The organism is Acinetobacter sp. S-1 (assembly GCF_059579785.1).
Genome location: NZ_CM184207.1, coordinates 424,638 through 446,856 on the forward strand (window position 1 = coordinate 424,638; position 22,219 = coordinate 446,856).

At 39.8% G+C, this 22,219-nt stretch carries 24 protein-coding genes; 13 read left to right on the plus strand and 11 right to left on the minus strand.

Going from position 1 to position 22,219, the window contains the following annotated elements; all coding sequences use genetic code 11:
- Window positions 1-17: 17 nt before the first annotated feature.
- Both AC52J8_RS02025 and AC52J8_RS02030 read left to right on the plus strand, forming a co-directional pair.
- A complete protein-coding gene (locus tag AC52J8_RS02025) occupies window positions 18-659 on the plus strand; it encodes an MlaC/ttg2D family ABC transporter substrate-binding protein (RefSeq protein ID WP_002116826.1) in 642 nt (213 codons plus the stop codon).
- An 11-nt stretch (window positions 660-670) separates the two neighbouring features.
- Window positions 671-958, plus strand: coding sequence for an STAS domain-containing protein (locus AC52J8_RS02030; RefSeq protein ID WP_005078357.1), 288 nt, complete (start codon window positions 671-673; stop codon window positions 956-958).
- A gap of 72 nt (window positions 959-1,030) precedes the next feature.
- Here AC52J8_RS02030 and AC52J8_RS02035 read toward each other — a convergent pair whose 3' ends face one another.
- Entirely contained in the window at window positions 1,031-2,044 is a 1,014-nt protein-coding gene (locus AC52J8_RS02035) for a magnesium and cobalt transport protein CorA (RefSeq protein ID WP_002116978.1), read from the minus strand.
- Window positions 2,045-2,202: 158 nt separating this feature from the next.
- Here AC52J8_RS02035 and AC52J8_RS02040 point away from each other — a divergent pair, with 158 nt between their 5' ends.
- Together AC52J8_RS02040 and AC52J8_RS02045 are read left to right on the plus strand one after the other, a co-directional pair.
- Entirely contained in the window at window positions 2,203-2,784 is a 582-nt protein-coding gene (locus AC52J8_RS02040) for an LOG family protein (protein WP_005804599.1), read from the plus strand.
- 14 nt (window positions 2,785-2,798) lie between these two features.
- Entirely contained in the window at window positions 2,799-3,200 is a 402-nt protein-coding gene (locus AC52J8_RS02045; protein WP_002116701.1) for an NUDIX hydrolase, read from the plus strand.
- Between the two features lies 1 nt (window position 3,201).
- Here the strand turns inward: AC52J8_RS02045 and AC52J8_RS02050 are convergent, their stop codons facing one another.
- On the minus strand, window positions 3,202-3,831 hold the full coding sequence (locus AC52J8_RS02050; RefSeq protein ID WP_032006478.1) for a ComF family protein: 630 nt from the start codon (window positions 3,829-3,831) through the stop codon (window positions 3,202-3,204).
- Window positions 3,824-5,869, minus strand: a complete 2,046-nt coding sequence (gene recG, locus AC52J8_RS02055) for an ATP-dependent DNA helicase RecG (protein WP_046811835.1) — start codon at window positions 5,867-5,869, stop codon at window positions 3,824-3,826. Before recG ends, AC52J8_RS02050 begins: the two co-directional genes overlap by 8 nt.
- Before the next feature lie 20 nt (window positions 5,870-5,889).
- On the opposite strand from recG, the gene AC52J8_RS02060 reads away from it, so the two are divergent.
- On the plus strand, window positions 5,890-6,705 hold the full coding sequence (locus tag AC52J8_RS02060) for an NAD-dependent epimerase/dehydratase family protein (protein ID WP_086611357.1): 816 nt from the start codon (window positions 5,890-5,892) through the stop codon (window positions 6,703-6,705).
- Window positions 6,706-6,784: 79 nt separating this feature from the next.
- Complete coding sequence (locus AC52J8_RS02065; protein WP_032006482.1) at window positions 6,785-7,768, plus strand: putative solute-binding protein; 984 nt, start codon at window positions 6,785-6,787, stop codon at window positions 7,766-7,768.
- A 46-nt stretch (window positions 7,769-7,814) separates the two neighbouring features.
- On the opposite strand, the gene plsB is transcribed toward AC52J8_RS02065, so the two are convergent.
- Window positions 7,815-10,388: a glycerol-3-phosphate 1-O-acyltransferase PlsB gene (gene plsB, locus AC52J8_RS02070; protein WP_032004809.1), complete on the minus strand. Its 2,574-nt coding sequence runs from the start codon at window positions 10,386-10,388 to the stop codon at window positions 7,815-7,817.
- A gap of 275 nt (window positions 10,389-10,663) precedes the next feature.
- Here plsB and AC52J8_RS02075 point away from each other — a divergent pair, with 275 nt between their 5' ends.
- Together AC52J8_RS02075 and AC52J8_RS02080 are read left to right on the plus strand one after the other, a co-directional pair.
- Entirely contained in the window at window positions 10,664-11,536 is an 873-nt protein-coding gene (locus AC52J8_RS02075; RefSeq protein ID WP_002116924.1) for an acyl-CoA thioesterase, read from the plus strand.
- A gap of 109 nt (window positions 11,537-11,645) precedes the next feature.
- Window positions 11,646-12,911: a dicarboxylate/amino acid:cation symporter gene (locus AC52J8_RS02080; RefSeq protein ID WP_032006483.1), complete on the plus strand. Its 1,266-nt coding sequence runs from the start codon at window positions 11,646-11,648 to the stop codon at window positions 12,909-12,911.
- Window positions 12,912-12,956: 45 nt separating this feature from the next.
- Here the strand turns inward: AC52J8_RS02080 and AC52J8_RS02085 are convergent, their stop codons facing one another.
- The 7 genes from AC52J8_RS02085 to AC52J8_RS02115 form a co-directional block, all read right to left on the minus strand.
- Window positions 12,957-13,907, minus strand: coding sequence for a metal-dependent hydrolase (locus AC52J8_RS02085; protein ID WP_080973545.1), 951 nt, complete (start codon window positions 13,905-13,907; stop codon window positions 12,957-12,959).
- A gap of 124 nt (window positions 13,908-14,031) precedes the next feature.
- Window positions 14,032-14,808, minus strand: coding sequence for a ribosome biogenesis GTP-binding protein YihA/YsxC (gene yihA / locus AC52J8_RS02090; RefSeq protein WP_002116788.1), 777 nt, complete (start codon window positions 14,806-14,808; stop codon window positions 14,032-14,034).
- 100 nt (window positions 14,809-14,908) lie between these two features.
- Window positions 14,909-15,346, minus strand: a complete 438-nt coding sequence (locus AC52J8_RS02095; RefSeq protein WP_002116968.1) for an RrF2 family transcriptional regulator — start codon at window positions 15,344-15,346, stop codon at window positions 14,909-14,911.
- Window positions 15,347-15,433: 87 nt separating this feature from the next.
- A complete protein-coding gene (locus AC52J8_RS02100) occupies window positions 15,434-16,198 on the minus strand; it encodes a globin domain-containing protein (RefSeq protein ID WP_014207751.1) in 765 nt (254 codons plus the stop codon).
- A 2-nt stretch (window positions 16,199-16,200) separates the two neighbouring features.
- Window positions 16,201-16,353, minus strand: a complete 153-nt coding sequence (locus AC52J8_RS02105; protein ID WP_014207750.1) for a hypothetical protein — start codon at window positions 16,351-16,353, stop codon at window positions 16,201-16,203.
- The gene (locus AC52J8_RS02110; RefSeq protein WP_086399325.1) at window positions 16,343-17,890 is read right to left on the minus strand and encodes a helicase HerA-like domain-containing protein; all 1,548 of its coding nucleotides are present in this window, start codon (window positions 17,888-17,890) and stop codon (window positions 16,343-16,345) included. The genes AC52J8_RS02105 and AC52J8_RS02110 overlap by 11 nt, the downstream gene beginning before the upstream one ends.
- A gap of 42 nt (window positions 17,891-17,932) precedes the next feature.
- Window positions 17,933-19,123, minus strand: a complete 1,191-nt coding sequence (locus AC52J8_RS02115; RefSeq protein ID WP_032036725.1) for a PLP-dependent transferase — start codon at window positions 19,121-19,123, stop codon at window positions 17,933-17,935.
- A gap of 168 nt (window positions 19,124-19,291) precedes the next feature.
- On the opposite strand from AC52J8_RS02115, the gene AC52J8_RS02120 reads away from it, so the two are divergent.
- From AC52J8_RS02120 to rplW, 5 genes are all read left to right on the plus strand, one after another.
- The gene (locus tag AC52J8_RS02120; protein ID WP_044099980.1) at window positions 19,292-20,020 is read left to right on the plus strand and encodes a type 1 glutamine amidotransferase; all 729 of its coding nucleotides are present in this window, start codon (window positions 19,292-19,294) and stop codon (window positions 20,018-20,020) included.
- A 253-nt stretch (window positions 20,021-20,273) separates the two neighbouring features.
- Window positions 20,274-20,585, plus strand: coding sequence for a 30S ribosomal protein S10 (gene rpsJ, locus AC52J8_RS02125; RefSeq protein WP_000070912.1), 312 nt, complete (start codon window positions 20,274-20,276; stop codon window positions 20,583-20,585).
- A 58-nt stretch (window positions 20,586-20,643) separates the two neighbouring features.
- Window positions 20,644-21,282, plus strand: a complete 639-nt coding sequence (gene rplC / locus AC52J8_RS02130) for a 50S ribosomal protein L3 (RefSeq protein ID WP_002117051.1) — start codon at window positions 20,644-20,646, stop codon at window positions 21,280-21,282.
- A gap of 11 nt (window positions 21,283-21,293) precedes the next feature.
- A complete protein-coding gene (gene rplD / locus AC52J8_RS02135) occupies window positions 21,294-21,896 on the plus strand; it encodes a 50S ribosomal protein L4 (protein WP_002049755.1) in 603 nt (200 codons plus the stop codon).
- Complete coding sequence (gene rplW, locus AC52J8_RS02140) at window positions 21,893-22,213, plus strand: 50S ribosomal protein L23 (protein ID WP_002049693.1); 321 nt, start codon at window positions 21,893-21,895, stop codon at window positions 22,211-22,213. Before rplD ends, rplW begins: the two co-directional genes overlap by 4 nt.
- The last annotated feature ends 6 nt before the right edge of the window (window positions 22,214-22,219 follow it).

Consider the following 22,219-nt stretch of genomic DNA (forward strand, 5'->3'; position numbering starts at 1 on the left):
TGAAGGAGTGGTTCCAGGTGAATACGTTGTTTAAACAAACCCTGACAGCAAGTCTTTTGTCTACTATGATTGCAGGTACAGCTTTTGCTGCACCTTCAGAAGCACCGCCTGATTTTATTAAGCGCGTTGCTGATGGCTTGATCGCTCGTTTAAAAGCAGATCATGCTAAGTTGCAGAACAATCCTGCTTTAGTAAAATCAATTGTACGTCAGAACTTAGACCCATATGTTGATTCACAAGCGTTCACTCGTATTGTGATGGGTACTTATGCGACGAATCAGTATAGTACAGCTGCACAGCGTGCTCAGTTTGAAACAAACTTCCGTAATACATTAATTGAAAATTACGGTAGCGCATTTGCTAAATATACAAATCAAAGCTATACCATGCGTCCTTACAAGGCAACTGCGGGTAAAAACCCTGTAGTGACATTGGACTTTAATCACAATGGTGAAAAAATTCCTGTTTCTTTCCAGTTGGCTGACAAAGGTACTCAATGGAAAATCCGTAATATCAATGTTTCTGGTATTGATCTAGGATTACAGTTCCGTAATCAGTTTGCTGCAACAGTGAAACGCAATGGCGGTGATTTAAATAAAGCAATTGCTACGTTCCAACCTGATGCAGACGCAGCTGTTAATCAAAACAAAAAGAAATAAGTAGGTGACGTGTGGTTCAGTATCTCAACCAACAATTGGTTGTTTCGGGAAAAATTGATTTTGAAAATGCGGAACAACAGTATCAAGCAGGTTTAGCTATCATAAAGAAGCAACAAAGCTTCCCACTTGTGGTGGATTTAACTGAGCTTGAGCATGGTAGTACCTTGGCCTTGGCTGTTTTAGTTCAATGGTTACGAGAGACTCCAAAAAATACTGGTTTGCATTTTAAAAATGTCCCTGAAAAAATGCTGAAGATCATTCAAGCCTGTCATTTGCAGGATGATCTGCAAATGATCTGATGTTGTTGATGTAAAAAAGCACCTATATTTAGGTGCTTTTTTATGCTCGAAATTAGCATTTTATTACAAAGCTTAGATCCATTTTTTCCAGCGGAAATAAATGATCGGCCCAATAAAGAAACCCATAATAATCAGCAAAACAACGAAGAAACTGGTCGTACCATGTGCAAAAGGTAATACGTCTGTGTTCATACCGTAAATACTGGCAATAAGCATCGGAGGAGCTAACATACTTGGTAAGATCGAGAATCGACGAATCGTATCATTCTGTTCTGTGTTAATGAATCCAGACGTCGTATCAAGTAAGAATCGTACTTTTTGGAATAAGAACGCATCATGTTCTACCAGTGAGCGTACATCTTCACTGAGCTCTCGAATGTCTGCATCATAAATATGACTGCCTAATGCACGTGGACGCGATAAGAAAGTAAGTACACGTCGTAAATCAATGAGACAAAGCTGTGCTTTTCCTAGCATATCTTCTTGTTGAGCTAGGCGTGTAATCATGTCATCGAGATCTAGAATTTTTTCACGTTGGTGGTTATTAAGAACCTCGGTGGAGTATTTTTCTAAATCTTTGTGGATATCTTCTAAGATATCCGCAAGCTCATCGAGTTTTGCTTCAAGAAGGCCTAATAAGATCCAGGTAGGATCTTTATAGTCCATGTCATAGTCATTTCGGCGAGCACGGGCACGAAAGGCACGAAACGCAACTAGTTTTTCTCCACGCATCGTAAAGAGGCGGTCTTTATGTAAAATGAAAGCTACGGTTTGCACCATGGCAAGCATATGTGATGACTCTTCAGCGTCGCCATCCACCTGATAATTTTTATTTTTCGTTAAAAAATAAGTACTGATGTGCAAAATACCGTCATCATCACGGTAAAATCGTGCAGAAGATGAAATGTCTTCAAGCGACTTTAGTGTTGGTAAATTTTGGTCATAGGCATCTAATACCCATTGTTGCTCTTCTTGCGAGGGTGCAATAAGATCAAGCCAGACTAATTCGGGATGTAGATCAAATCCACCATTGATGGTGGCATCTTCCAGACTTCCGCGTTCTGTGGCATAAAAGGCTTCAAGCATGTGTCTTTTTTCCTCACGCAGTCTGATGGAAATGGATGGGTGTATTTTAGACAAGGATTTGCCGAAAAACACTTGCCAATACGCTATTTTGCAAAAAAAAACTCTATCAATAGTTTAGTTTGTCAGCATGACAGTTCAATAAAACGGTTTTTTACACTATGAAATCAATTTGTATTTTCTGTGGTTCATCTCTTGGTTCAAATCCAATTTTCCAACAAATTGCCCAAGCTACAGGCGAGGCTATTGCAAAACAAGGGAAGACCTTGGTTTATGGTGGTGGTCGCTCAGGCCTAATGGGTGTGGTGGCCGATAGCGCCTTACAAGCAGGTGGACAAGTCATTGGCGTGATCCCTCGTGCTTTAGTTGATCGTGAGTTAGCTCATCCGGGTCTAACCAGATTATATGTGGTTGAAAATATGCATGAGCGTAAAACCAAGATGGCGGATCTTTCAGATGGCTTTATTGCTTTGCCGGGTGGCGCTGGTACATTGGAAGAAATCTTTGAACAATGGACGTGGGCGCAATTAGGGATTCATCAAAAGCCTTGTGCTTTCTTAAATGTAGCGGGCTTTTATGAAGATTTACTTAAAATGATTCAAGGAACGGTGGATAATGGATTCAGCCAAGCACGGTTCGTTGATAAATTGATCGCATCAGACAAAATTGAAGATATTCTTCAACAATTTGAGCAATATCAGGCTCCTGCTCCAAAATGGACAAATGCAGATGTCCAACCATAAACGAGGTTAAATAGGTGAAAACAATTACGGTCGCTGCCGCAGTGATCTTAAATGAGCAAAATCAGTTGTTGCTTGTAAGAAAGCGTAATACACACGCTTTTATGCAAGTGGGTGGCAAGCTGGAACCTAATGAGGCACCAGAGATCACCATGCAGCGAGAAATTTTAGAAGAAGTCGGAAGCTCTTGTGTGATTGAGCAATTTATTGGTCATTTCGAAACAGCAGCTGCCAATGAGCCAGATCATATTTTGGTGAGTCATTTATACCTTGTTCAGCTCGACCAAGCACCTAAAATTGCAGCCGAAATTGCAGAAATGAAGTGGATAGATTTAAATGATTCGGAAACTCAACTTGCACCATTGACCCGAGAAATTGTCATTCCTTGGTGTGAAGAGTATTTATCTACGGTGCAATAGCCTAACTCTTCGGCGTCGCTGCTAGGCACACGGTATGAATGGATGTGCAGCCTAATTGTTTAAGTGCCTGACTGAGCGCATGAACAGAGCTTCCCGTGGTTATCACGTCATCAATAATGAGAACGCGGCGATAACGTCGTTTCTCTTGATGATGAGGTAAAAATTGTTGTTCGATATTTTCAAAGCGTTCTAGCCGAGAAAGTCCTTTTTGAGAGTGTTCATTTAAGCGTTGAATTGGTTGCCAAACAGGTATTTTTAAGTGTTTGCTTAATATATTGGCGAGTAGTAATGATTGATTGAAACCACGCTCGATTAAACGCTGATTGGAAATAGGCATGGGTACAATAGCTTGTACCTTGGGAAATTTTAATTGTTTTAAAATTTCACCTAATAAGATTTGATAATGTAACTTTTGTTCATATTTAAACTGCTGAATAATCCGGTTAACTGGATAAGCATAATTACAGGCCACAAGAACAGAGTGATTATTACGTTGAATCGTTTGTTTAAGCCAAGGCAGCTGTTCCCAACAGTCTTTACAAAGTGAATATTTTTCTCGCGCACCTAACTCGCACAGTGAGCAAGGTGAAAATAACTGAATAAGAGGTTGGAAGTTTAAAAAACTAAACATACGCGTAGCGAGGCGCCTCAGGAAGCCAACGCTTTAATAGAGCATCTGCCTGTTCTGGATAATCTTTTAAAACTTGCTGTGCCACATAGTGGGCTTGACTCAGTAGGTGATCATCTCGCTCTAAACGAGCCACTCTAAATCCCATATCCCCAGTTTGTTTAGTCCCTAATAATTCACCCGGTCCACGTAATTCCAGATCTTTTTCTGCAATCACGAAGCCATCATTACTTTCTCTTAAAATAGAAAGTCTCTCTTGTCCATTTTGAGAGAGAGGTGTTTTATATAAAAGTACGCAAAAACTAGCTTGAGCACCTCGACCTACGCGACCTCGTAATTGGTGTAGCTGAGAAAGCCCTAAACGCTCGGCATTTTCAATCACCATAATGGAAGAGTTAGGAACGTCTACTCCAACTTCAATCACTGTCGTTGCGATAAGAAGTTGTAATTCATTATTTTTAAATGCTTGCATGACGGCTTGCTTTTCATCAGCTTTCATTTTGCCATGCACCAAGCCAATGTTGAGCTCAGGAAAACGTTCTTTCATCTCTTGGTAAGTTGCTTCGGCGGCTTGAGCATCTAAAGTTTCAGATTGTTCAACCAGTGTACATACCCAATAGGCCTGTTTCCCATCTCTACAATTCGAAGCAATTCGTTGAAGTACTTCTTCGCGACGATCAAGAGGAATCGTAACTGTTTGAATTGGGGTACGGCCTGGTGGTAATTCATCAATTATGGATGTGTCCAAGTCGCCATAAGCACTCATTGCTAGAGTTCTTGGAATGGGGGTTGCCGTCATCACGAGTTGATGTGGGGTGAACTGCTCAGCACCTTTATTGCGTAAAGCTAAGCGTTGATCTACACCAAAACGATGTTGTTCATCAATAATTACTAGCCCTAATTTAGCGAAGCCAACATTATCTTGAAATAAGGCATGGGTACCGACAATAAGTTCCGCGTGGCCTTCTTTAATCTGTTGTTCTGCTTGGGCACGGGCTTTACCTTTTTGTTTGCCAGATAACCATGCCACGGTTACACCTAATGGTTCAAACCAACGTTTAAAGTTTAAATAATGCTGTTCTGCAAGAATTTCAGTTGGAGCCATTAATGCAACCTGCCAATCTGCTTCTAAAGCATGGCAAGCGGCTACAGCTGCAACTAGGGTCTTTCCAGCCCCTACGTCGCCTTGTACTAGACGTAGCATAGGTTGGTGTTGTTTTAAGTCATTTAAAATTTCTTTAGATACACGTTTTTGTGCATTGGTCATTTGAAATGGTAAAGCTTCTAATAGTTTTTTAGCTAATACTTTACTGCTTGAAAAAGCAGGTGACGCAATTTGTCGAATATAAGCACGGCGGTTAAGTAAACTAATTTGGTGCGCAACCAACTCTTCAAAAATAAGCCGTTGCTGAGCAGGATGCGAGCCTTGAGCCAATTGGAGCATATTGGCATCAACGGGAGGCTCATGAATATAATATAAAGCCTCTTTAAGCGCATAGCCATTGGTATATTGTTTTGGGAGTAGCTCTGGTAAGGCGTCACTATGATGCTTTAAAGCTTGTTTAACGTATTCGCGTAATTTAGGTTGAGTTAACCCATCGGTACTTGGATAAATTGCTGTAAGCTGAGTTTTTGGTAGAGGTGTATGTTCATGAATGAGCTGAATTTCAGGATGATACATCTCAAGGCCGCGAGCACCCACACGGACTTCACCAAAAATGCGTAAGCGATGACCGGGTTTTATTTTATCAGTCAGGTTCTTATAAATATGATAAAAGCGTAAGGTGACTTTACCGAATTCATCTTGCACCAAGGCTGCCATAGATTTTCTTTTTCCCGGGGGGAAATCAATTGATTTGACTTCTCCTTCGAGTAAATAGCTCCGCCCAACCACAAGTTGATTCATTGGAATAATCGTACTGCGGTCTTCATAATCACGTGGCAGATGAAACAGTAAATCATCTGTGGTAAAAATATTTAGTTTTTCGAGCAGGGCTGCTGAAGCCGATCCAACGCCTTGTAACTGATGGACTGAAGTCATGTCCCCTCAACGAGTTTTCTATGCATATATTATTTATCGGTTATGGTAAAACATCTCAGCGTGTTGCTAAACAACTATTTGAGAAAGAACATCAAATTACCACAATCAGCCGTAGTGTAAAAACGGATAGTTACGCAACGCATCTTGTTCAGGATATTTTTACGCTCGATTTAAGTAAAATTGAACCTGTAGATGTCGTATATATTTTACTTTCTCCAAATGAGAGTACGGTTGAGGGCTATCAGCAAACTTATGTTGATAGTGTTGAACCGATTCGAGAAGCATTAAAAATACATCCAGTGAAAAAAATAATCGTTGTCTCCTCTACGCGGGTATATGGTGAAAATGCAGGAGAGATTATTGATGATTTTAGTGAAATTCATCCAAATGATGCTCAAGGCCATATATTGCTTAATATGGAGTTACTCTGGCAAAAATATTATCCAACTCAATCTGTAATTGTTCGCCCTACAGGTATTTATGGAACTTCCATTGCCCGTTTAAAAAAAATGGCTGAAAATCATCAAAGTTATCCAAATATACATTATAGCAATCGAATACATATTGATGATTTAGCAAGATTTTTAGCTTTTATGGCTGATTATGCAAATCATCAAGCAAGCTATATTGTGACTAATAATCAACCATTGCCTTTGCATGAAATTATTGTGTGGTTTCAAAAACAATTGGGATTGCCAGAATTAACTTTAGAATCAAACCAAATTTCAGGTAAAAGAATTTATGCAAAACATTTGCCAGCAACGGGTTTTCAATTAGAGCATCCGATTTGCTTTAATGACTATTTATTATGTTTAAATGTTCATAGCACTAAATGAAATTTTGATTAAACTTTAAATAAGAACATAAATACCTGATGAGGCAGTCAAATTGCCGATAAAGATAAAAAGGTTGAAAGTGAAAAAAATTTGTTTAGCTCTTATCTTGAGCATAACAGCTGTTGCGAGTTGGGCTGAGGATCAGGTGTGGTGTGCCTATGATCCTATCGGGTCCCAAGGGGATATTACTCGCCGTTTAAATGACATTCGGCTATATGCCCAGCAATATCAAGTCAAATTTAAAGTAGTTACCTATCAAAAAGAACAGCAGGCTATACAAGCTTTTGATGATGGGAAATGTTCGGGTTTAGCTGCATCCAATTTCAATACTTATCGTTATAACCAATTTATGGGAAGTACCGCGGGTATAGGACTTATTCCTAATAACCGTACGGCCAAAAGCTTTTTGCAGCTTTTAAATCATCCTACAATCGAGAAAAGGTTAGTTTCTAAGAATTATGAAGCTATAGGAATGATTCCAATTGGAACTGCTTACATGGTTCTAAAAAATAAGAACCTCTCTAGAGTCGCTCAATTAAGAAATCAGCGTATTGGGGTGCTACCCAACAATCCACCACAACAAGCACTGGTACGAAGTGTAGGTGCTCAGCCAGTTTATGTCGATTTATCTAACGCGATTGCGCAGTTTAAGCAAAATAAAATCGATATTATTGCTGCCCCAGTGTATGGATTATTGCCGTATAACTTACAAAAAGAATTTGGACCAGATACTCAAGTCATTAATTTTCCTTTGGCATATTTTGGTGTCAATTTAATTATTAAGCCGCAAGCTTATCCTACTAATTTTGGCCGGAAAATTCGAGGATGGTTCGTTCAAAATAGCCAATTGCTGACGAATCGTGCGACACAATGGGAAAATCATTTACCTGCTTATTATTGGGTAGATGTCTCTTTTTATGAGAAGCAAAGTTATGACGTAATGGTTGCCAAAATACGTAATCAGTACGTTCTTTCAGGTTATTACGATGCTTATTTCGTTCAGCTTATGAAGCGCTTACGTTGTATGGATGATCCACGTTATTTTGAATGTCCAATTCGCTAATAAAATAAAAGGCAACCGAAGTTGCCTTTTATTTTGACTGAAGACATTAAGCTTTTTTGCGTTTTAAACGGCGTTTAGCTTGTTGAGATGCCATTGCTTCAAGAGCATCTTTCAATTCTTCGTCAGTAAAGGTGGTGATATGCTGCAACATTTGCAAGGTTACTTCATCAAGCACCAACTGTGCGCCAGCAGCCATTTGACGGAAGTTGTCATCAAACTCAATTTGGCCTTGGTCATTGGTACGAATGTAATTTTGCTGAGTAAGTACTTTTAAGAAGCTTTGGAATAAAGCTTTGTCGAAGAACTCTGGCGAATTAAATTCATATAGAACTGATAAACGTTGTCCTAATAAATGACTTAACTCTTCAACTTGTTTAGCAGAGATATTACCTGAACCACGTTGAGTAATGAGCGCAAGTGTCATGTAGTAACGCTCAAGACTTTGCTTAACTGGCGTTGCTAAAACAACAAGCTGATTATGCTCTTCAGTATTTGGCGCAGAGCTAATCAAATTACCTTCATCGTCTTGTTGAATAAGGTTAGATTGAACTAGAGCATCTGCATATTGCTCAACTTGTGCCTTAAGCTCGCTGCTCTTCCATTTAAGGAATAACTCAGCTTTCAAGAATGGATAGAGCGTATAGATGACATTAGTTAAATCTGAACGACTGATTTTTCCATTATGTTCAACAAGTGATGCTACTAGAGAAGGTAAAACAAAGGCGTGCAAGATGTTATTACGGAAGTAAGTCAGAAGAACCGCTTGGTTATCTTCAATTGCAATAATATCACCAAGTGCATGCTGAACACGTTTAATGAGTTTAAGCTTTAAACCATACGCAATAATTTCTTTACCAGAAAGTGGTGTTACTTCCATACGTTGGTCATATGGGAAGTTTGATGCCAAGTTGCGGTAAGCTTCAAGCTGCTTAATACAGATCTCTTCATCAAGTGTATGCTTTGGAGTTGCAAGCAAAATAATAGAAAGTAAAGAGACGGGGTTAATCACCACAGCTCGGTTAATGTTTTCTAAAATTGCATGTGCAGAGCTATTTACTGCATCTGAAACAGCTTGAGGAATTGGGTCGTCATTTTTCTCGATATAAACGTTTTCTGCATTATGTTGCTTAAGCAGATCATCAAGGAAAACAGGTTCACCAAAGTTCACGTGGACTTTACCAAAAATACGTTCAATTTTTCGTAAGGTTTTCACAATACCAAAAATAGATTCGGCTTCTTTTGGCTTACCTTGCATTTCGCCTACGTAAGTTGAGCCTTCCATGAGTCGTTCATAACCAATATAAGTTGGTAAGAAAACGATCGGTTTAGCACGGCCACGTAAATGGCTGTGAACTGTCATGGCAAGCATACCGGTTTTAGGCGGTAATAAACGTCCAGTACGTGAACGTCCACCTTCAATAAAGTATTCAAGAGGCGTGTTGCGTGACAAAATACTATATAGATATTCTTTAAATACAGTAGTGTAGAGTCCATTTCCACGGAAAGAGCGGCGAATGAAGAATGCACCGCCACCACGTAGAAGCTGTCCAACAAAAGGTAAGTTTAAGTTATCGCCCGCAGCAATATATGGAACCATTAAGCCACGTTTATAGATGACATATGACAATAGTAAATAGTCAATGTGACTGCGGTGGCACGGTGTATAGACAACTTCATAGTCTTTCGCTAGTTCACGAACGGTACTAAAGTTATGTACTTCTACGCCGTCATAAAGCTGGGTCCATAGGCGTGTTAAGGCAAGATCGGCAAAGCGCACTGCTGAGTGTGAATAATCCGATACGATTTCATTCACATAGCCAATCGCACGGCGTTCAGCTTCAAGCATGCTCACTTTTCCGCGAATACTTTCACGGCGGATTGCTTCTTGCACATCACGAGATTTAACAACCGATTGCATGACATTGCGGCGATCCGACAAATCGGGGCCTAACACGACTTCACGCTGACGGTCTAAATAATCATTTAACGTACTTACAATATAAGTTGCTGGTGAAAGATTTGGATAATGCTGCTGTGCATATTCAACCAATTCACGTAGCGATTGTGGTTCATGAAATTCTAAATAAGACTGACGGCCATGCAAACCAATATTAACCAGCTGCTTAACTGTGCTTGGTGTTGCCCATGTGTCTGAAAATAATAATTTAAACCAAGAATCTTCTTTATCTGGCGAACGGCCCCATAAAACTGTAACCGGAACAAGCTCTATATCAAGTTCAGGGTTTTCTTGTAAAACTTCAATCAGTTTTATTAAACGCGGTGGAAAAGCATGAGGAGGCGGATTCAGTAAATTATTTTCATCATTGTGCTGTAAAAATAAAACTGATGCTTTTTCCTGATGAGTGCCAACAACTAATGGATCTAACGCAGGTTTTAAATTTAAACGACGCGTTTCTCCATCAACCACCAGAGCATTGCTTCGAGAGTGGTTTTGTAAGACGTAACAAACCACTTTTTGGCGGTCAGTTTTTGCTTCTGTTTCTGTTGTTTCTGATACTGGTTCAGTAGGAACTTCCCCAAGAACATGTGGTGTTACCACGAGGTCAAGTAGTTTACTCGAAAGCCGACGATACATTTGACCAAACCCACTCTTGGACATAAGAACTCCTACTTCTTAAAGACAAATCCCAGCACCAAATGCAGAGGGTAATTATTTTGCGGCATTTATTAAAAAAACAATATGCTACTTTCTTATAAATTATAATGCTTTTGGCATATTTTATCGTTAAAAATCGTATTTTTAGCTGTTATATGAGCAATGTTCGTCAGAAGTTGACTGATTGTTCCATGTTCAAATAGTTTTTTATGGCACAATAGATTCTACACATCTGTACTTTAATACGATTTTTTACCTGAAATATGAAGGTATCTCTCATGAATGCGTTAACCCAAGAACTAGTCGATCTTCTCACTTTAGAAAAGTTAGAAGAAAATATTTACCGTGGCATAAGCCGTAATCTTGTCGGTAAACGTGTCTTTGGTGGACAGGTTTTGGGTCAGGCTTTACGTGCGGCATCTTATACAACCGATCGTCCAGCGCATTCTTTGCATGCATATTTTTTGTATGGCGGTGATATTAATGCTCCAATTATCTATGAAGTAGACCGTTTACGTGATGGAAAGAGTTTCGTAAGTCGTCAGGTTCGTGCAATTCAGCATGGACGAGTTATATTCTCGGCGATGGTTTCTTTTGCTAACCCCGAAGAAGGCTTGAACTATCAACATCAAGAACCAGAGTATCCTGCACCAGAGACTCTTAAATCTGAAAATGAACTCAAAGAAGGTATTTTAAATTTCGTACCTGAAAATGTTCGTGCTAGTTTCATGCGTGAGCGCCATGTGGAAATTCGCCCAATTGATCCGGTAAATCCGTTTCAACCGCAACCTGAAGCTCCTTATAATGCGCACTATATCCGCACACATGACCGTATTCCAAAACAATTAGATGATATTGCCCTCCATCAAGCGATTGTTGCGTTTTATTCAGACTTTACCTTAATGACAACTGCTTTGAGACCGCATGGGCTCAGCTATATTTCTCCAAGTTTACAGTGTGCGAGTATTGATCATGCCATCTATTTTCACCGCCCGCTGCGTGCTGATGAATGGATGCTTTACGATATGGAAGCAACCGTTAGCGCAGCCTCTCGCGGCTTGAACTTTGGCCGTATGTGGCAAAATGGCCAACTTGTATGCAGTACCGTGCAAGAGGGTTTAATTCGTTTGCGGGAAATTGAAACACAATAAGCTTATTTATAAAGCCATCTGATTAGATGGCTTTTTTATTTTTAATTGAAACGATGTGACAAAAAATTGCTCGTATGAAAAGCAAGCTCATGTCATATTTGCAAAAGGATTGCCAACTGAAAAAAATAATGCTGATATGAACTTAAACACACAAATTCTTATTGCTGCCATTTTAGGCTTAACCTTTGGTTTTATATTAACGTTGTATCCCGATACTGCGTTTGTAAAACATAGTTTATATGGGTTAGGCATATTAAGTAGTGTCTTTATTGGGCTGCTTAAAATGTTGTTGGTGCCTTTGATTTTTAGCTCGATTGTTGTGGGTGTATCTAATTTGCAGGCGGGAGGGCAGTTAGGTCCAGTCTGGAAAATTACCTTTTTATGTTGTTTGACTACAACAACATTAGCTTTAATTTTAGGTATAAGTTGTGCTCATCTATTTGAAGTAGGGCGCGGTATAGATATCTCTATTTTCCAAACGTCTATGCAAAACTATCAGGCACCAGATAGTTTAAATCCTGCAAGTTTTTTCACTAATTTTATTCAAAATACATTAATCAACCCATTTAAAGCGTTTAGCGATGGTAACGTTTTAGCGGTTGTGGTGTTTGCGCTATTTATTGGTGTTGCTTTAGTCCATGGCGGTGAGCGTTTTAAAAGTATTCGCTTATTAAGTCATCAATTTTTTGAAATGATGATGATGCTAGTCGGCTGGGTAATGAAGCTAGCACCTTTGGGTATTTTTGCTTTATTAGCAAAGTTAATGGCAACGGAAGATATTTCGGTACTCAGTCGTTTGGCTGAGTTTGCTGTTGTAGTGACAGGGACTACCATTTTTCATGGCGCTGTTGTTTTACCGTTACTACTTTGGATTTTTGGCCGCATGAGTCCTTGGGCTTTTTTCAAAGGAACACGTACAGCGCTAATTACAGCATTTGCAACCAGCTCTAGTTCTGCCACAATGCCCCTTAGTATGAAATGCGCACAGGAAAACTTAGGGGTTCGTCCGCAAACAGCTGGTTTTGTAATTCCTTTAGGTACACAGCTTAATATGGATGGCACAGCACTATATGAAGCAGCTGCTGCATTGTTTGTCGCAAATTTGGTGGGGCTAGACTTAAACCTGACACAACAAATTATTGTGTGTTTAACAGCAATGATTGCATCACTAGGGGCCCCTGGCATTCCAAGTGCAGGTATGGTTACCATGATTATGGTTTTACAGTCTGTAGGTTTACCGGCTGAAGCAATTGCAATTTTACTTCCGATTGATCGCCTATTGGATACGGTAAGAACAGTGGTAAATGTGCAGGGTGATATGATGATTAGCGTGGTTGTTGACCGTTATACAAAAGATAAAGATATCAGTGTCTAATCTCCTAAATAAAAAAGCAGGATTTTAAATCCTGCTTTTTTATTTTTAAGCCGCTTGTAACTCGGCTCTTTTTGCTGCTGGAGATTGCGATAAATAACTTACCGCATCTTCAGTGCTGCCTTCTTTAACTGGATCATACCAAGGCATGAGGTAATCAATTTGTTGGGCAATCAGCCAAAATGGATTTGGTAGCACTTGGTTATCTTTGCGACTAATCTTAAACCATTCTACAGCAACCCATACTGGGAAAAATCTAGATTTAGCAGCATCAGCAAAACGTGGATCTTGTTTCATAATATGTGCAGCGCCATCTACCCATAATCCAAGCACCAGTACAATCACTGCAAGGCTTAAATAGTAGCGTGGAATATATCCACCACCCAAATGGCGATATAAATCAAAAGCAACGGTACGGTGTTCAATTTCTTCTGAACCATGCCATTTAACCAGATCAACCATTTCAGGGTCAGCGCCTAATTCTTCCCAACGCTCGTTATAGAGTGCATATTTCCCTAATACACAGGTCATATGCTCAACAGTTGCAATAACGCCTAAACGGAAAAGGTCCCATTGCCCTTGTAGAAATTGAGGGACTTCTTTGTCGAATGGTTTATCTGCTAAGGCAGTGGTAAATAGATAATTCATAATGTCCAGATTTCGCTGGATATCAATATTACGTGCGCTTAAATATTCTTTATTGGCAGAAGTATGCGCATTGGCATGCATAGCTTCTTGGCGGATAAATGCTTGCACATCCTGTTTAAGTTTTTCATCTTTAATTTGTGGTAAAACTTTATTGTACAAACGGCAAAACCAGAATTCTCCGGCAGGCAAGATGTTATTAATTTCATTAATAAAATAACTTGCGAAAGGCTGATTTGGAATCCAGTCAACAGGGGTATCTTTCCAGTCAAATTTTACTTTACGTGGAAGAATTTTATAGTCAATAGAAGAACCTAAAGCCTTGTTCTTCAAAAAAGATAACAATTTCATCATTTAGTCCTGATTTTTAACTCGATGAAGTTATAACGAGTATAAAAAAAGCCCCTACATTTGTGTTTAGCAATAGGGGCCAATTTGAAAATAAATTTAATAAGGAAATTGTATCTGTTTTGACGATTTACTCTTCAGTATCCTCATCTGATGCTTCAGGGATCGCGTCAACGTCAAATTCCGGCTCTTGATCAAGCGTAAAATGCAGGCGTCCAGCCATAACACTTGCTAGCTCTTCTAAACCTAACTTATTAAGTGAGGAGAAAAGTTGAATCGAGAAATCAAGCTTCATTTTTTTCAGTTGTTGCTTAACTTCTAATAGCACTTTGTTTGCAGGGCCACGATTAAGTTTGTCTGCTTTCGTTAAGAGAATATGAACAAAGAGATGACGTGAATAAGCCCACTCTAGCATCATCATGTCGAAATGCTGTAGAGGATGGCGAATATCCATAAGTAATACTAAGCCTTGTAAGCTTTTACGATGGATTAAATAGTTCTCTAATTCTTTTTGCCATACTCGTTTCATATCTTCAGGTACGGCTGCATAGCCATAGCCAGGAAGATCGACTAAACGTTGATCGGGGTTGCCTAGACTAAAGAAGTTAATCATCTGAGTACGGCCAGGTTTTTTAGAGGCGCGTGCTAGCTGTTTTTTGTTGGTTAGTGCATTGATAGCACTGGACTTACCGGCATTTGAGCGTCCTGCAAAAGCGATCTCGTAGCCACTATCTTCAACACAAAGTGCCAATTTAGGTGCACTCATTAGAAACTCAGCTTGGCGTAACCAGTTGAGTGATTGCACAGCATATGCCGTGATCGCTGGATCTGGTTTCTTTTCATAGCTGATCTTTTGCTTGGGTGCGAGTCTGGCTTTGGTGTCTTTCGATTTTTCACTACGACGCATAAAAAATAACTTTTTAAATGAGAGGGCTCGCGCCTAGTATAAAGGAGCTTGGGTATTCTTGCTAATTTTCAATAAGTCGACTTATCAAAATCAGTAGAGCTTAGATTTGTAAAAATGCAATAGGGGAGTTGGCAGGAGCAGATTTTGATTGCTGCAAAACTTCTCCGAGTGTGTATTGGTCTAGACTTTGATAAAAGCTTTCTAAAGCCTGATCTAAAATACCTTTTAAACCACAGTGACTGCGTAATACACAAGGTGGTGTATTACATTCAACGATTTGATTGTCGCCCTGTAATATTCGAACGATTGAACCTAAATTTGAGTTAAGTGCATCTGGATTTAAGCGAATTCCTCCGCCTTTTCCACGAATGGTAATAATCCATTCCTGCTTGCCCATGAAGTGAACAACTTTAACTAGATGGTTTTGTGAAACATGCAAATCTTTCGCGATTTCTGCAATCGTGTAGGGTGCATCACTTGGGCGTGCAACATACATTAAGAGTCGTAATGCATAATCGGTAAATTTATTAAGCTGCATGATCACCAAAAATGGAAGAGATTAAAAGGATGATCATCTTAGCCTGAAAGTCTAAATAAGAAAACTTTCAGGCAAGAGGTTTTTACATTACAGCGTTAAAGGGGCTGAAACCTGTACTTGATCACCAACTCTATAATGCTCAAGTAGAATATTAGCAACTGAAAACTCAGTATGATTTTCTTCAGGCTGCACTTCAAAGTGATACGAGTTATCTTCTTGAGCTTCAGTAAATTTAAAAGCTTTCGGTTGTTCAAGTTGTTGCTCGGGAACTTGTACTTTAACTGAAATAAAGGCATTTGCTGGGCTAGTCAGTACGTCTTCATGGTCAGTTGCTTTTAAAGTGAAGCGTTTGCCAGATTCCAAAGGATCAATTTGAGTAATTTCAAATGAACGCCAGCCAGCCCATCCACCTTTTAAGCTTTCAAGTTGTTCATATTTTTGTTTTTCAACACCAATCAAGATATCAGCCAACTGTAAGTATGCTTGTTTCCACGCTTCAATAAGCTCTGATTCGAATGGCACGTTGAGTACTTCACTAATTGAATGAAGCAAGTTGTCCCCAACAATTGCATATTGGTCTGGTTGAATATCTAAGCTCACGTGTTTAGTAGTGATGCGTTCTACCGCTTTAGCGAGCACGGTAGGGTTCTCAATATTTTCTGCATAAGCAAGTACAGCAGCTGCAAGAGCACGTGGCTGACGTAAGCTGGTTTGGTCATCTAAATTAAAAACATTTTTTAATTCGGGATTGTTATTAAGCATGCGCTTATAAAAGTATGTAGTCAGCGTAACGCCGTGTTCACGTAAAACCGGTACAGTAGATTTAACAAGTTCAATTTGTTGTGGAGTCATGGCTAGACCTTATTTATCTGGCTATATAAGATGTATTTAAAATACATCTTTAAAAAATTAATGGCAATAACTTTTTTATAAAAAACCATAAAAAAATTAGGGGATATAAAATCCCCTAAAATTAACGCAATTTTTTTAATATTTTTATTTACCAAATAAAGAGCCGAGCAAGCCCCTTACGAGTTTTTGGCCGGTACTTCCTCCTAAACTGCGTGCAGCACTTTTGGCAAAAGTTCCCACAATGTCTTGTGTGAGTTTAGCTCGTTCACGGGCTGCTCTTTCTTCCTCTTTTAATTGCTCACGTGCCAAACGTTCCTGCTCTTTAGCTTGCTGTTTTGCTAAAGTTTCTTGTTCTTTAGCTTGTTGTTTTGCAAGTTCGGCGTCTTGCTGCTGTTGTTCGCGTTCAGCAACTTTATTCTGTAGCATTTCATAGGCACTATCACGATCTACAGCTTGTTCATAAACCCCAGCAATAATACTTTGCGAGATTAAAGTCTGACGCTCTTCTGGAGTGATCGGTGTAAATGCAGAGTACGGAGGCATAACCCAACCACGTTCTACAATCTGTGGTGTACCTTGCTCATCTAGACAGCTAATGAGTGCCTCACCAACACCAAGTTGGGTAATAGCTTCATCAACTTTAAACTCGGGATTAGCACGGAAAGTGTCTGCTGCGGTTTTTACAGCTTTTTGATCTTTAGGGGTGAATGCACGTAATGCATGTTGAACGCGATTACCAAGTTGACCAAGAACGCTTTCGGGTAAATCGAGGGGGTTTTGAGTAATAAAGTAGATACCCACCCCTTTGGAGCGGATTAAACGTACCACTTGTTCAATTTTGTCTTGTAGAGCTTGGCTGGCATTATCAAATAACAAGTGAGCTTCATCAAAGAAAAACACGAGTTTAGGCTTATCCATATCACCCACTTCTGGTAGCTGTTCAAATAACTCTGAAAGCATCCATAAGAGGAAAGTGGCATATAACTTAGGTGTATTCATGAGCTTGTCAGCAGCAAGAATATTGATATAACCGTGTCCGTTTGCATCGGTTTGGATAAAATCCAGAATATTTAAAGCTGGTTCCCCAAAGAACTGTTCTCCACCTTGGTCGGCAAGAGCGAGTAAGTTGCGCTGAATGGCACCTAGGCTGGCTGGAGATAAATTACCATACTCGGCTTTAAACTCAGCTGCATGTTCACTCACAAAAGTGATCATGGCTTTTAAATCTTTAAAATCGACTAAAAGTAAACCTTGGTCATCTGCAATACGGAATACAGCAGATAAAACACCTTCTTGGGTATCATTTAAGTTGAGTATGCGTGCTAATAAAATTGGCCCAATTTCAGAAATGGTGGTTCGGATAGGATGACCTTGCTGACCAAATAAATCCCAAAAAACAACTGGATTCGCTGAGAATGGAACACTATCAATTTGTAAAAGTTTTAAGCGTTGATTAAATTTATCCGAAGCTTCACCAGCTTTTGCAAGACTCGAAACATCGCCTTTAGCATCGGCAAGAAATACCGGCACACCGATTCGAGAGAAACTCTCTGCTAGAACTTTTAACGTAACTGTTTTACCTGTACCTGTCGCGCCTGCAATAAGTCCATGACGGTTAGCAAACTGGGGAAGTAAAACAATTTCTTTTGATGTGTCCTTAATATTTTTAGCAATAACAATCGGTGTACCCATATATTTTTATCCTATGGTTTGAGTCACTATAATCTTGTCGTTTTACAGTTGTTTCAGTGCATTTTCGATATCTTGTATCAAATCTTGCGGATCTTCTAGTCCTATACAGAATCGGACCAATAATCCTTGTTGTAAATGTGTATTCTCAAGTTTTCTCATCATTTTTAAATCATAAAGCATAATCAGGCTAACAGGTCCACCCCAGCTAAAGCCGAGCTTAAATAACTCTAATGCATCGCAGAAACGACGTACTGCTGTAATGTCATATTCAGGTTTAAAAATAACACTCACTAAGCCAGCACTTTGACCGTCTATGCAGATTTCTTGCCAATATTGATGGCCTGGTGAGGATTCATCACTTGGGTGTAGAACTTGTGCAAATTGAGGCTGGTTCTTTAGCCATTTAAGTAGAGTGTGAGCATTGGCTGACTGTTGTTCATAGCGTAAAGACATATGAGCAAGGCTGCGTTGAACTTGAGCTGCATCATCTCCAGAGATTGCGATGCCCAAAATAGCATGCGTACGGAATAAGCGGTGATGAAGTTTCTCATCACGAGTTACAATGCTACCCATTAAAATGTCACCACCACCACTTGGATATTTGGTTAGTGCGTGAACGGTTAAATCAACAGATAGATGTTCATCAGAAAAATTGAAAGCATTAAACGCAAGCCCCGCTCCCCAGGTGTTATCTAGAGCAGTCAATACACCATTTTTTTTAGCTTTTTTGACTAGATTTTTAAGATCAGGAAATTCTAAAGTAACTGAACCTGCAGCTTCTAACCATAATAGTTTACTTCTTTCGGTGGGTTGAAAACTTGCAGCGTCAATGGGGTTATATACTTTAACAATAATGCCATATTGACTTTGTAGATAAGTTAAATGCTCTAGATTTGGACCGTAAATATTGTCTGGAACCCATACTTCGTCATTAGTGCTTAAAAATGCTGAGTTCACAATATTAATTGCGGATAGGCCACTCGGTGCAAGTAAACAATGCAAGCCACCTTCAATTTGCGCAATATTGTCGCCTAAGGTGAATGTGGTAGGGGTGCCATGTGTTCCATAGCTATAGTCATACTTATCAGTCCAATGACGATCAAAAAGGTGCGAAGTTGATTTGAAAATAATAGTTGATGCGCGAAATAAGGGAGGTTGCACTGTTTCAATGAATTGCGGAGCCTTTCTTGGGGCATGAATGAGGCGAGTCTGGAAATCGTTATGCTTTTTCATAGTGCGTTATGTTTTAAATGATAAAGTTAGATTAAGAGAAATTTAAACTCTTCGCTAGATTTATAAAGTTTTGTAAGAGGTTTCGTTACAGTAGACCTATAAAACAAAAACTTGGCTTTATTTTTGCAAAGACCACTACAACATTCTAACAACAATAGGTTTAAGCGCATGAAGTCGCATTTAAGAGTTCATTATTTTCAACATATCGCGGGTGAGGGTTTTGGGAGTTGTTATTCATTTTTAAAAGCTCACCACGCGACTATTAGTTCTACGGAGTTTTTTGCACTTCCGGTTGATCGGTCACTTGAAATAGAAGCTTTACCACAAATTGATGAGGTTGACTTATTATTAGTCATGGGTGGTACCATGAGTGTAAATGATGAAGCGAATTATCCATGGCTTAAGATAGAGAAAAGATGGTTGCGTCGTTATTTAGCAGCAGGAAAGCCTGCTATAGGTCTCTGTTTGGGTGGGCAGCTAATTGCTAATGCACTAGGCGCCGCAGTCAGTCGAAACCGCTATCAGGAACTTGGCTGGTCAACAGTTCAGAGGGTGGCAAATTTACCTCAAGACAGTTTTCCATTGCCTGAAAAGATAAAGGTGATGCAGTGGCATAGCGAAACATTTGAAATACCCAAGGGTGCCATACACTTAGCCGAGAATATAGCTTGTCGTAATCAGATGTATCAAATTGGAAAAAATGTACTGGGTTTTCAATTTCATCCAGAAATGACACCGGCAGCTTTAGAACTCTTACTTGAAAATGAAGAAGAGCTATCTATTTTTAATGGAGAATATGTGCAGCCTGTGAGTGAACTACAATATTCAGAAGCACAAAAATTTGAACAAGGTAATCAACTCTTAAATAAAGCGATTGAATTTGTTATAAACGCCTAGAGTGAGTTGAGAATACTAGGTTAAAGTGTGTTTTGAACAAAAAATAGAAAAAGAGAATTGCATAAGACTTAAACAATCGTTATAATGGGCGACCCTCAAAAGGAGGGGCATTTACTGCGAAGAAAGTAGTAAATGTGCATTACAGTCGTGGCATCGATCATGACCTTAGTGATTTTCACTGCCTTTGACACTTACCAATGGGTGAGATGCGTCAAGGGTGATTCTTTATATGTTTGGCTTGGAGTTTACTGGTATGTCTAACCAGAGAATTCGTATCCGTTTGAAGTCTTTTGATCATCGTCTGATTGATCAATCTGCTCAAGAGATCGTAGAAACCGCTAAGCGTACTGGCGCACAAGTTTGTGGTCCAATTCCGATGCCTACTCGCATCGAACGCTTCAACGTTCTTACTTCACCGCACGTTAACAAAGATGCGCGTGACCAGTACGAAATCCGCACCTATAAACGTTTGATCGATATCGTTCAACCTACAGATAAAACTGTTGATGCATTGATGAAATTAGATCTTGCGGCTGGTGTTGATGTTCAGATCGCTTTGGGTTAAGGCTTTCGGTTGATTAACTTCTAAGTTAATTAGGCCGCTTTTTTAGAGGTTTATGCACATGGCTATTGGTTTAGTCGGTCGCAAATGTGGTATGACTCGCATCTTTACAGATGCAGGTGTTTCTGTACCTGTTACAGTCATCGAAGTCGATCCAAACCGCATTACGCAAATCAAAACACTTGAAACTGATGGTTATCAAGCTGTTCAAGTAACTACTGGTGAACGTCGCGAATCTCGCGTAACTAACGCTCAGAAAGGTCACTTCGCGAAAGCTGGTGTTGCTGCTGGTCGTTTAGTTAAAGAGTTCCGTGTTACTGAAGCTGAGCTTGAAGGCCGTGAAGTTGGCGGTACTATTGGCGTTGATTTGTTCACAGTTGGTCAAGTAGTTGACGTAACTGGTCAATCAAAAGGTAAAGGTTTCCAAGGTGGTGTTAAACGTTGGAACTTCCGTACCCAAGACGCTACTCACGGTAACTCAGTTTCTCACCGTGTATTAGGTTCTACAGGTCAAAACCAGACTCCTGGACGCGTGTTCAAAGGCAAGAAAATGGCTGGTCACTTAGGTGATGAACGCGTAACAGTACAAGGTCTTGAAATCGTATCTATTGACGCTGAACGTTCTGTTTTAGTTGTTAAAGGTGCAATTCCTGGTGCAACTGGCGGCGACGTGATTGTACGTCCTACCATCAAGGCCTGAGGGGAAATACCGTGAATTTGAAAACTGTTTCCGGCTCTGCTGTTGAATTGTCTGAAGTTGCTTTCGGACGTGAATTTAACGAAGCTCTTGTACACCAAGTTGTTACTGCTTACTTAGCAGGTGGTCGTCAAGGTACTCGTGCTCAGAAATCACGTGCAGACGTTTCTGGCGGTGGTAAAAAGCCATTCCGTCAAAAAGGTACTGGTCGTGCTCGTGCGGGTTCTATTCGTAGCCCTATCTGGGTTGGCGGTGGTAAAACTTTTGCTGCTCGTCCACAAGATTGGTCTCAAAAAGTAAACCGTAAGATGTACCGCGGTGCAATGCAATGTATCTTAGCTGAACTTGTTCGCCAAGATCGTCTTGTATTGGTTGAAGAGTTTGCTGTTGCAGCTCCAAAAACTAAAGAATTGCTTGCAAAGCTTAACGACTTAAATGCTGCTCGTGCATTAATCGTTACTGACGCTGTAGATGAGAACTTATATCTTGCAGCACGCAACCTTCCACATGTAGATGTGGTAGATGCAACTGCAATCGATCCTGTAAGCTTGATCGCGTTTGATAAAGTTGTGATGTCTGTAGCTGCTGCTAAGAAAATTGAGGTAGAACTCGGATGAACAACGAACGTATCTATCAAGTCCTAAAAGGACCAGTCTTCTCAGAAAAGGCACAAGTATTAGGTGATACTGTTGGTGTTCAAGTATTTAAAGTAGACATCAATGCTACTAAACTTGAAATCAAAAAAGCAGTTGAAAAACTTTTTGGTGTAGAAGTTGTTAAAGTTAACACAACTATTACTAAAGGTAAGACTAAGCGCTTTGGTCGTACATTGGGACGCCGTTCTGATGTTAAAAAAGCATACGTCACCCTGAAAGCTGGCCAAGATGTTGAAATGGCTGACTTGGGCGATACCGCTGAAAGCGCAGCGGAATAAGGACGA

Bases quoted from the DNA above. Each gene is read 5' to 3' on its own strand.
- AC52J8_RS02035 (WP_002116978.1), bottom strand. From the start codon at position 2,044: ATGCTTGAAGCCTTTTATGCCACAGAACGCGGAAGTCTGGAAGATGCC.
- AC52J8_RS02040 (WP_005804599.1), top strand. From the start codon at position 2,203: ATGAAATCAATTTGTATTTTCTGTGGTTCATCTCTTGGTTCAAATCCA.
- AC52J8_RS02050 (WP_032006478.1), bottom strand. From the start codon at position 3,831: ATGTTTAGTTTTTTAAACTTCCAACCTCTTATTCAGTTATTTTCACCT.
- recG (WP_046811835.1), bottom strand. From the start codon at position 5,869: ATGACTTCAGTCCATCAGTTACAAGGCGTTGGATCGGCTTCAGCAGCC.
- AC52J8_RS02060 (WP_086611357.1), top strand. From the start codon at position 5,890: ATGCATATATTATTTATCGGTTATGGTAAAACATCTCAGCGTGTTGCT.
- plsB (WP_032004809.1), bottom strand. From the start codon at position 10,388: ATGTCCAAGAGTGGGTTTGGTCAAATGTATCGTCGGCTTTCGAGTAAA.
- AC52J8_RS02075 (WP_002116924.1), top strand. From the start codon at position 10,664: ATGAATGCGTTAACCCAAGAACTAGTCGATCTTCTCACTTTAGAAAAG.
- AC52J8_RS02085 (WP_080973545.1), bottom strand. From the start codon at position 13,907: ATGATGAAATTGTTATCTTTTTTGAAGAACAAGGCTTTAGGTTCTTCT.
- yihA (WP_002116788.1), bottom strand. From the start codon at position 14,808: ATGCGTCGTAGTGAAAAATCGAAAGACACCAAAGCCAGACTCGCACCC.
- AC52J8_RS02095 (WP_002116968.1), bottom strand. From the start codon at position 15,346: ATGCAGCTTAATAAATTTACCGATTATGCATTACGACTCTTAATGTAT.
- AC52J8_RS02100 (WP_014207751.1), bottom strand. From the start codon at position 16,198: ATGACTCCACAACAAATTGAACTTGTTAAATCTACTGTACCGGTTTTA.
- AC52J8_RS02110 (WP_086399325.1), bottom strand. From the start codon at position 17,890: ATGGGTACACCGATTGTTATTGCTAAAAATATTAAGGACACATCAAAA.
- AC52J8_RS02115 (WP_032036725.1), bottom strand. From the start codon at position 19,123: ATGAAAAAGCATAACGATTTCCAGACTCGCCTCATTCATGCCCCAAGA.
- AC52J8_RS02120 (WP_044099980.1), top strand. From the start codon at position 19,292: ATGAAGTCGCATTTAAGAGTTCATTATTTTCAACATATCGCGGGTGAG.
- rpsJ (WP_000070912.1), top strand. From the start codon at position 20,274: ATGTCTAACCAGAGAATTCGTATCCGTTTGAAGTCTTTTGATCATCGT.
- rplC (WP_002117051.1), top strand. From the start codon at position 20,644: ATGGCTATTGGTTTAGTCGGTCGCAAATGTGGTATGACTCGCATCTTT.
- rplW (WP_002049693.1), top strand. From the start codon at position 21,893: ATGAACAACGAACGTATCTATCAAGTCCTAAAAGGACCAGTCTTCTCA.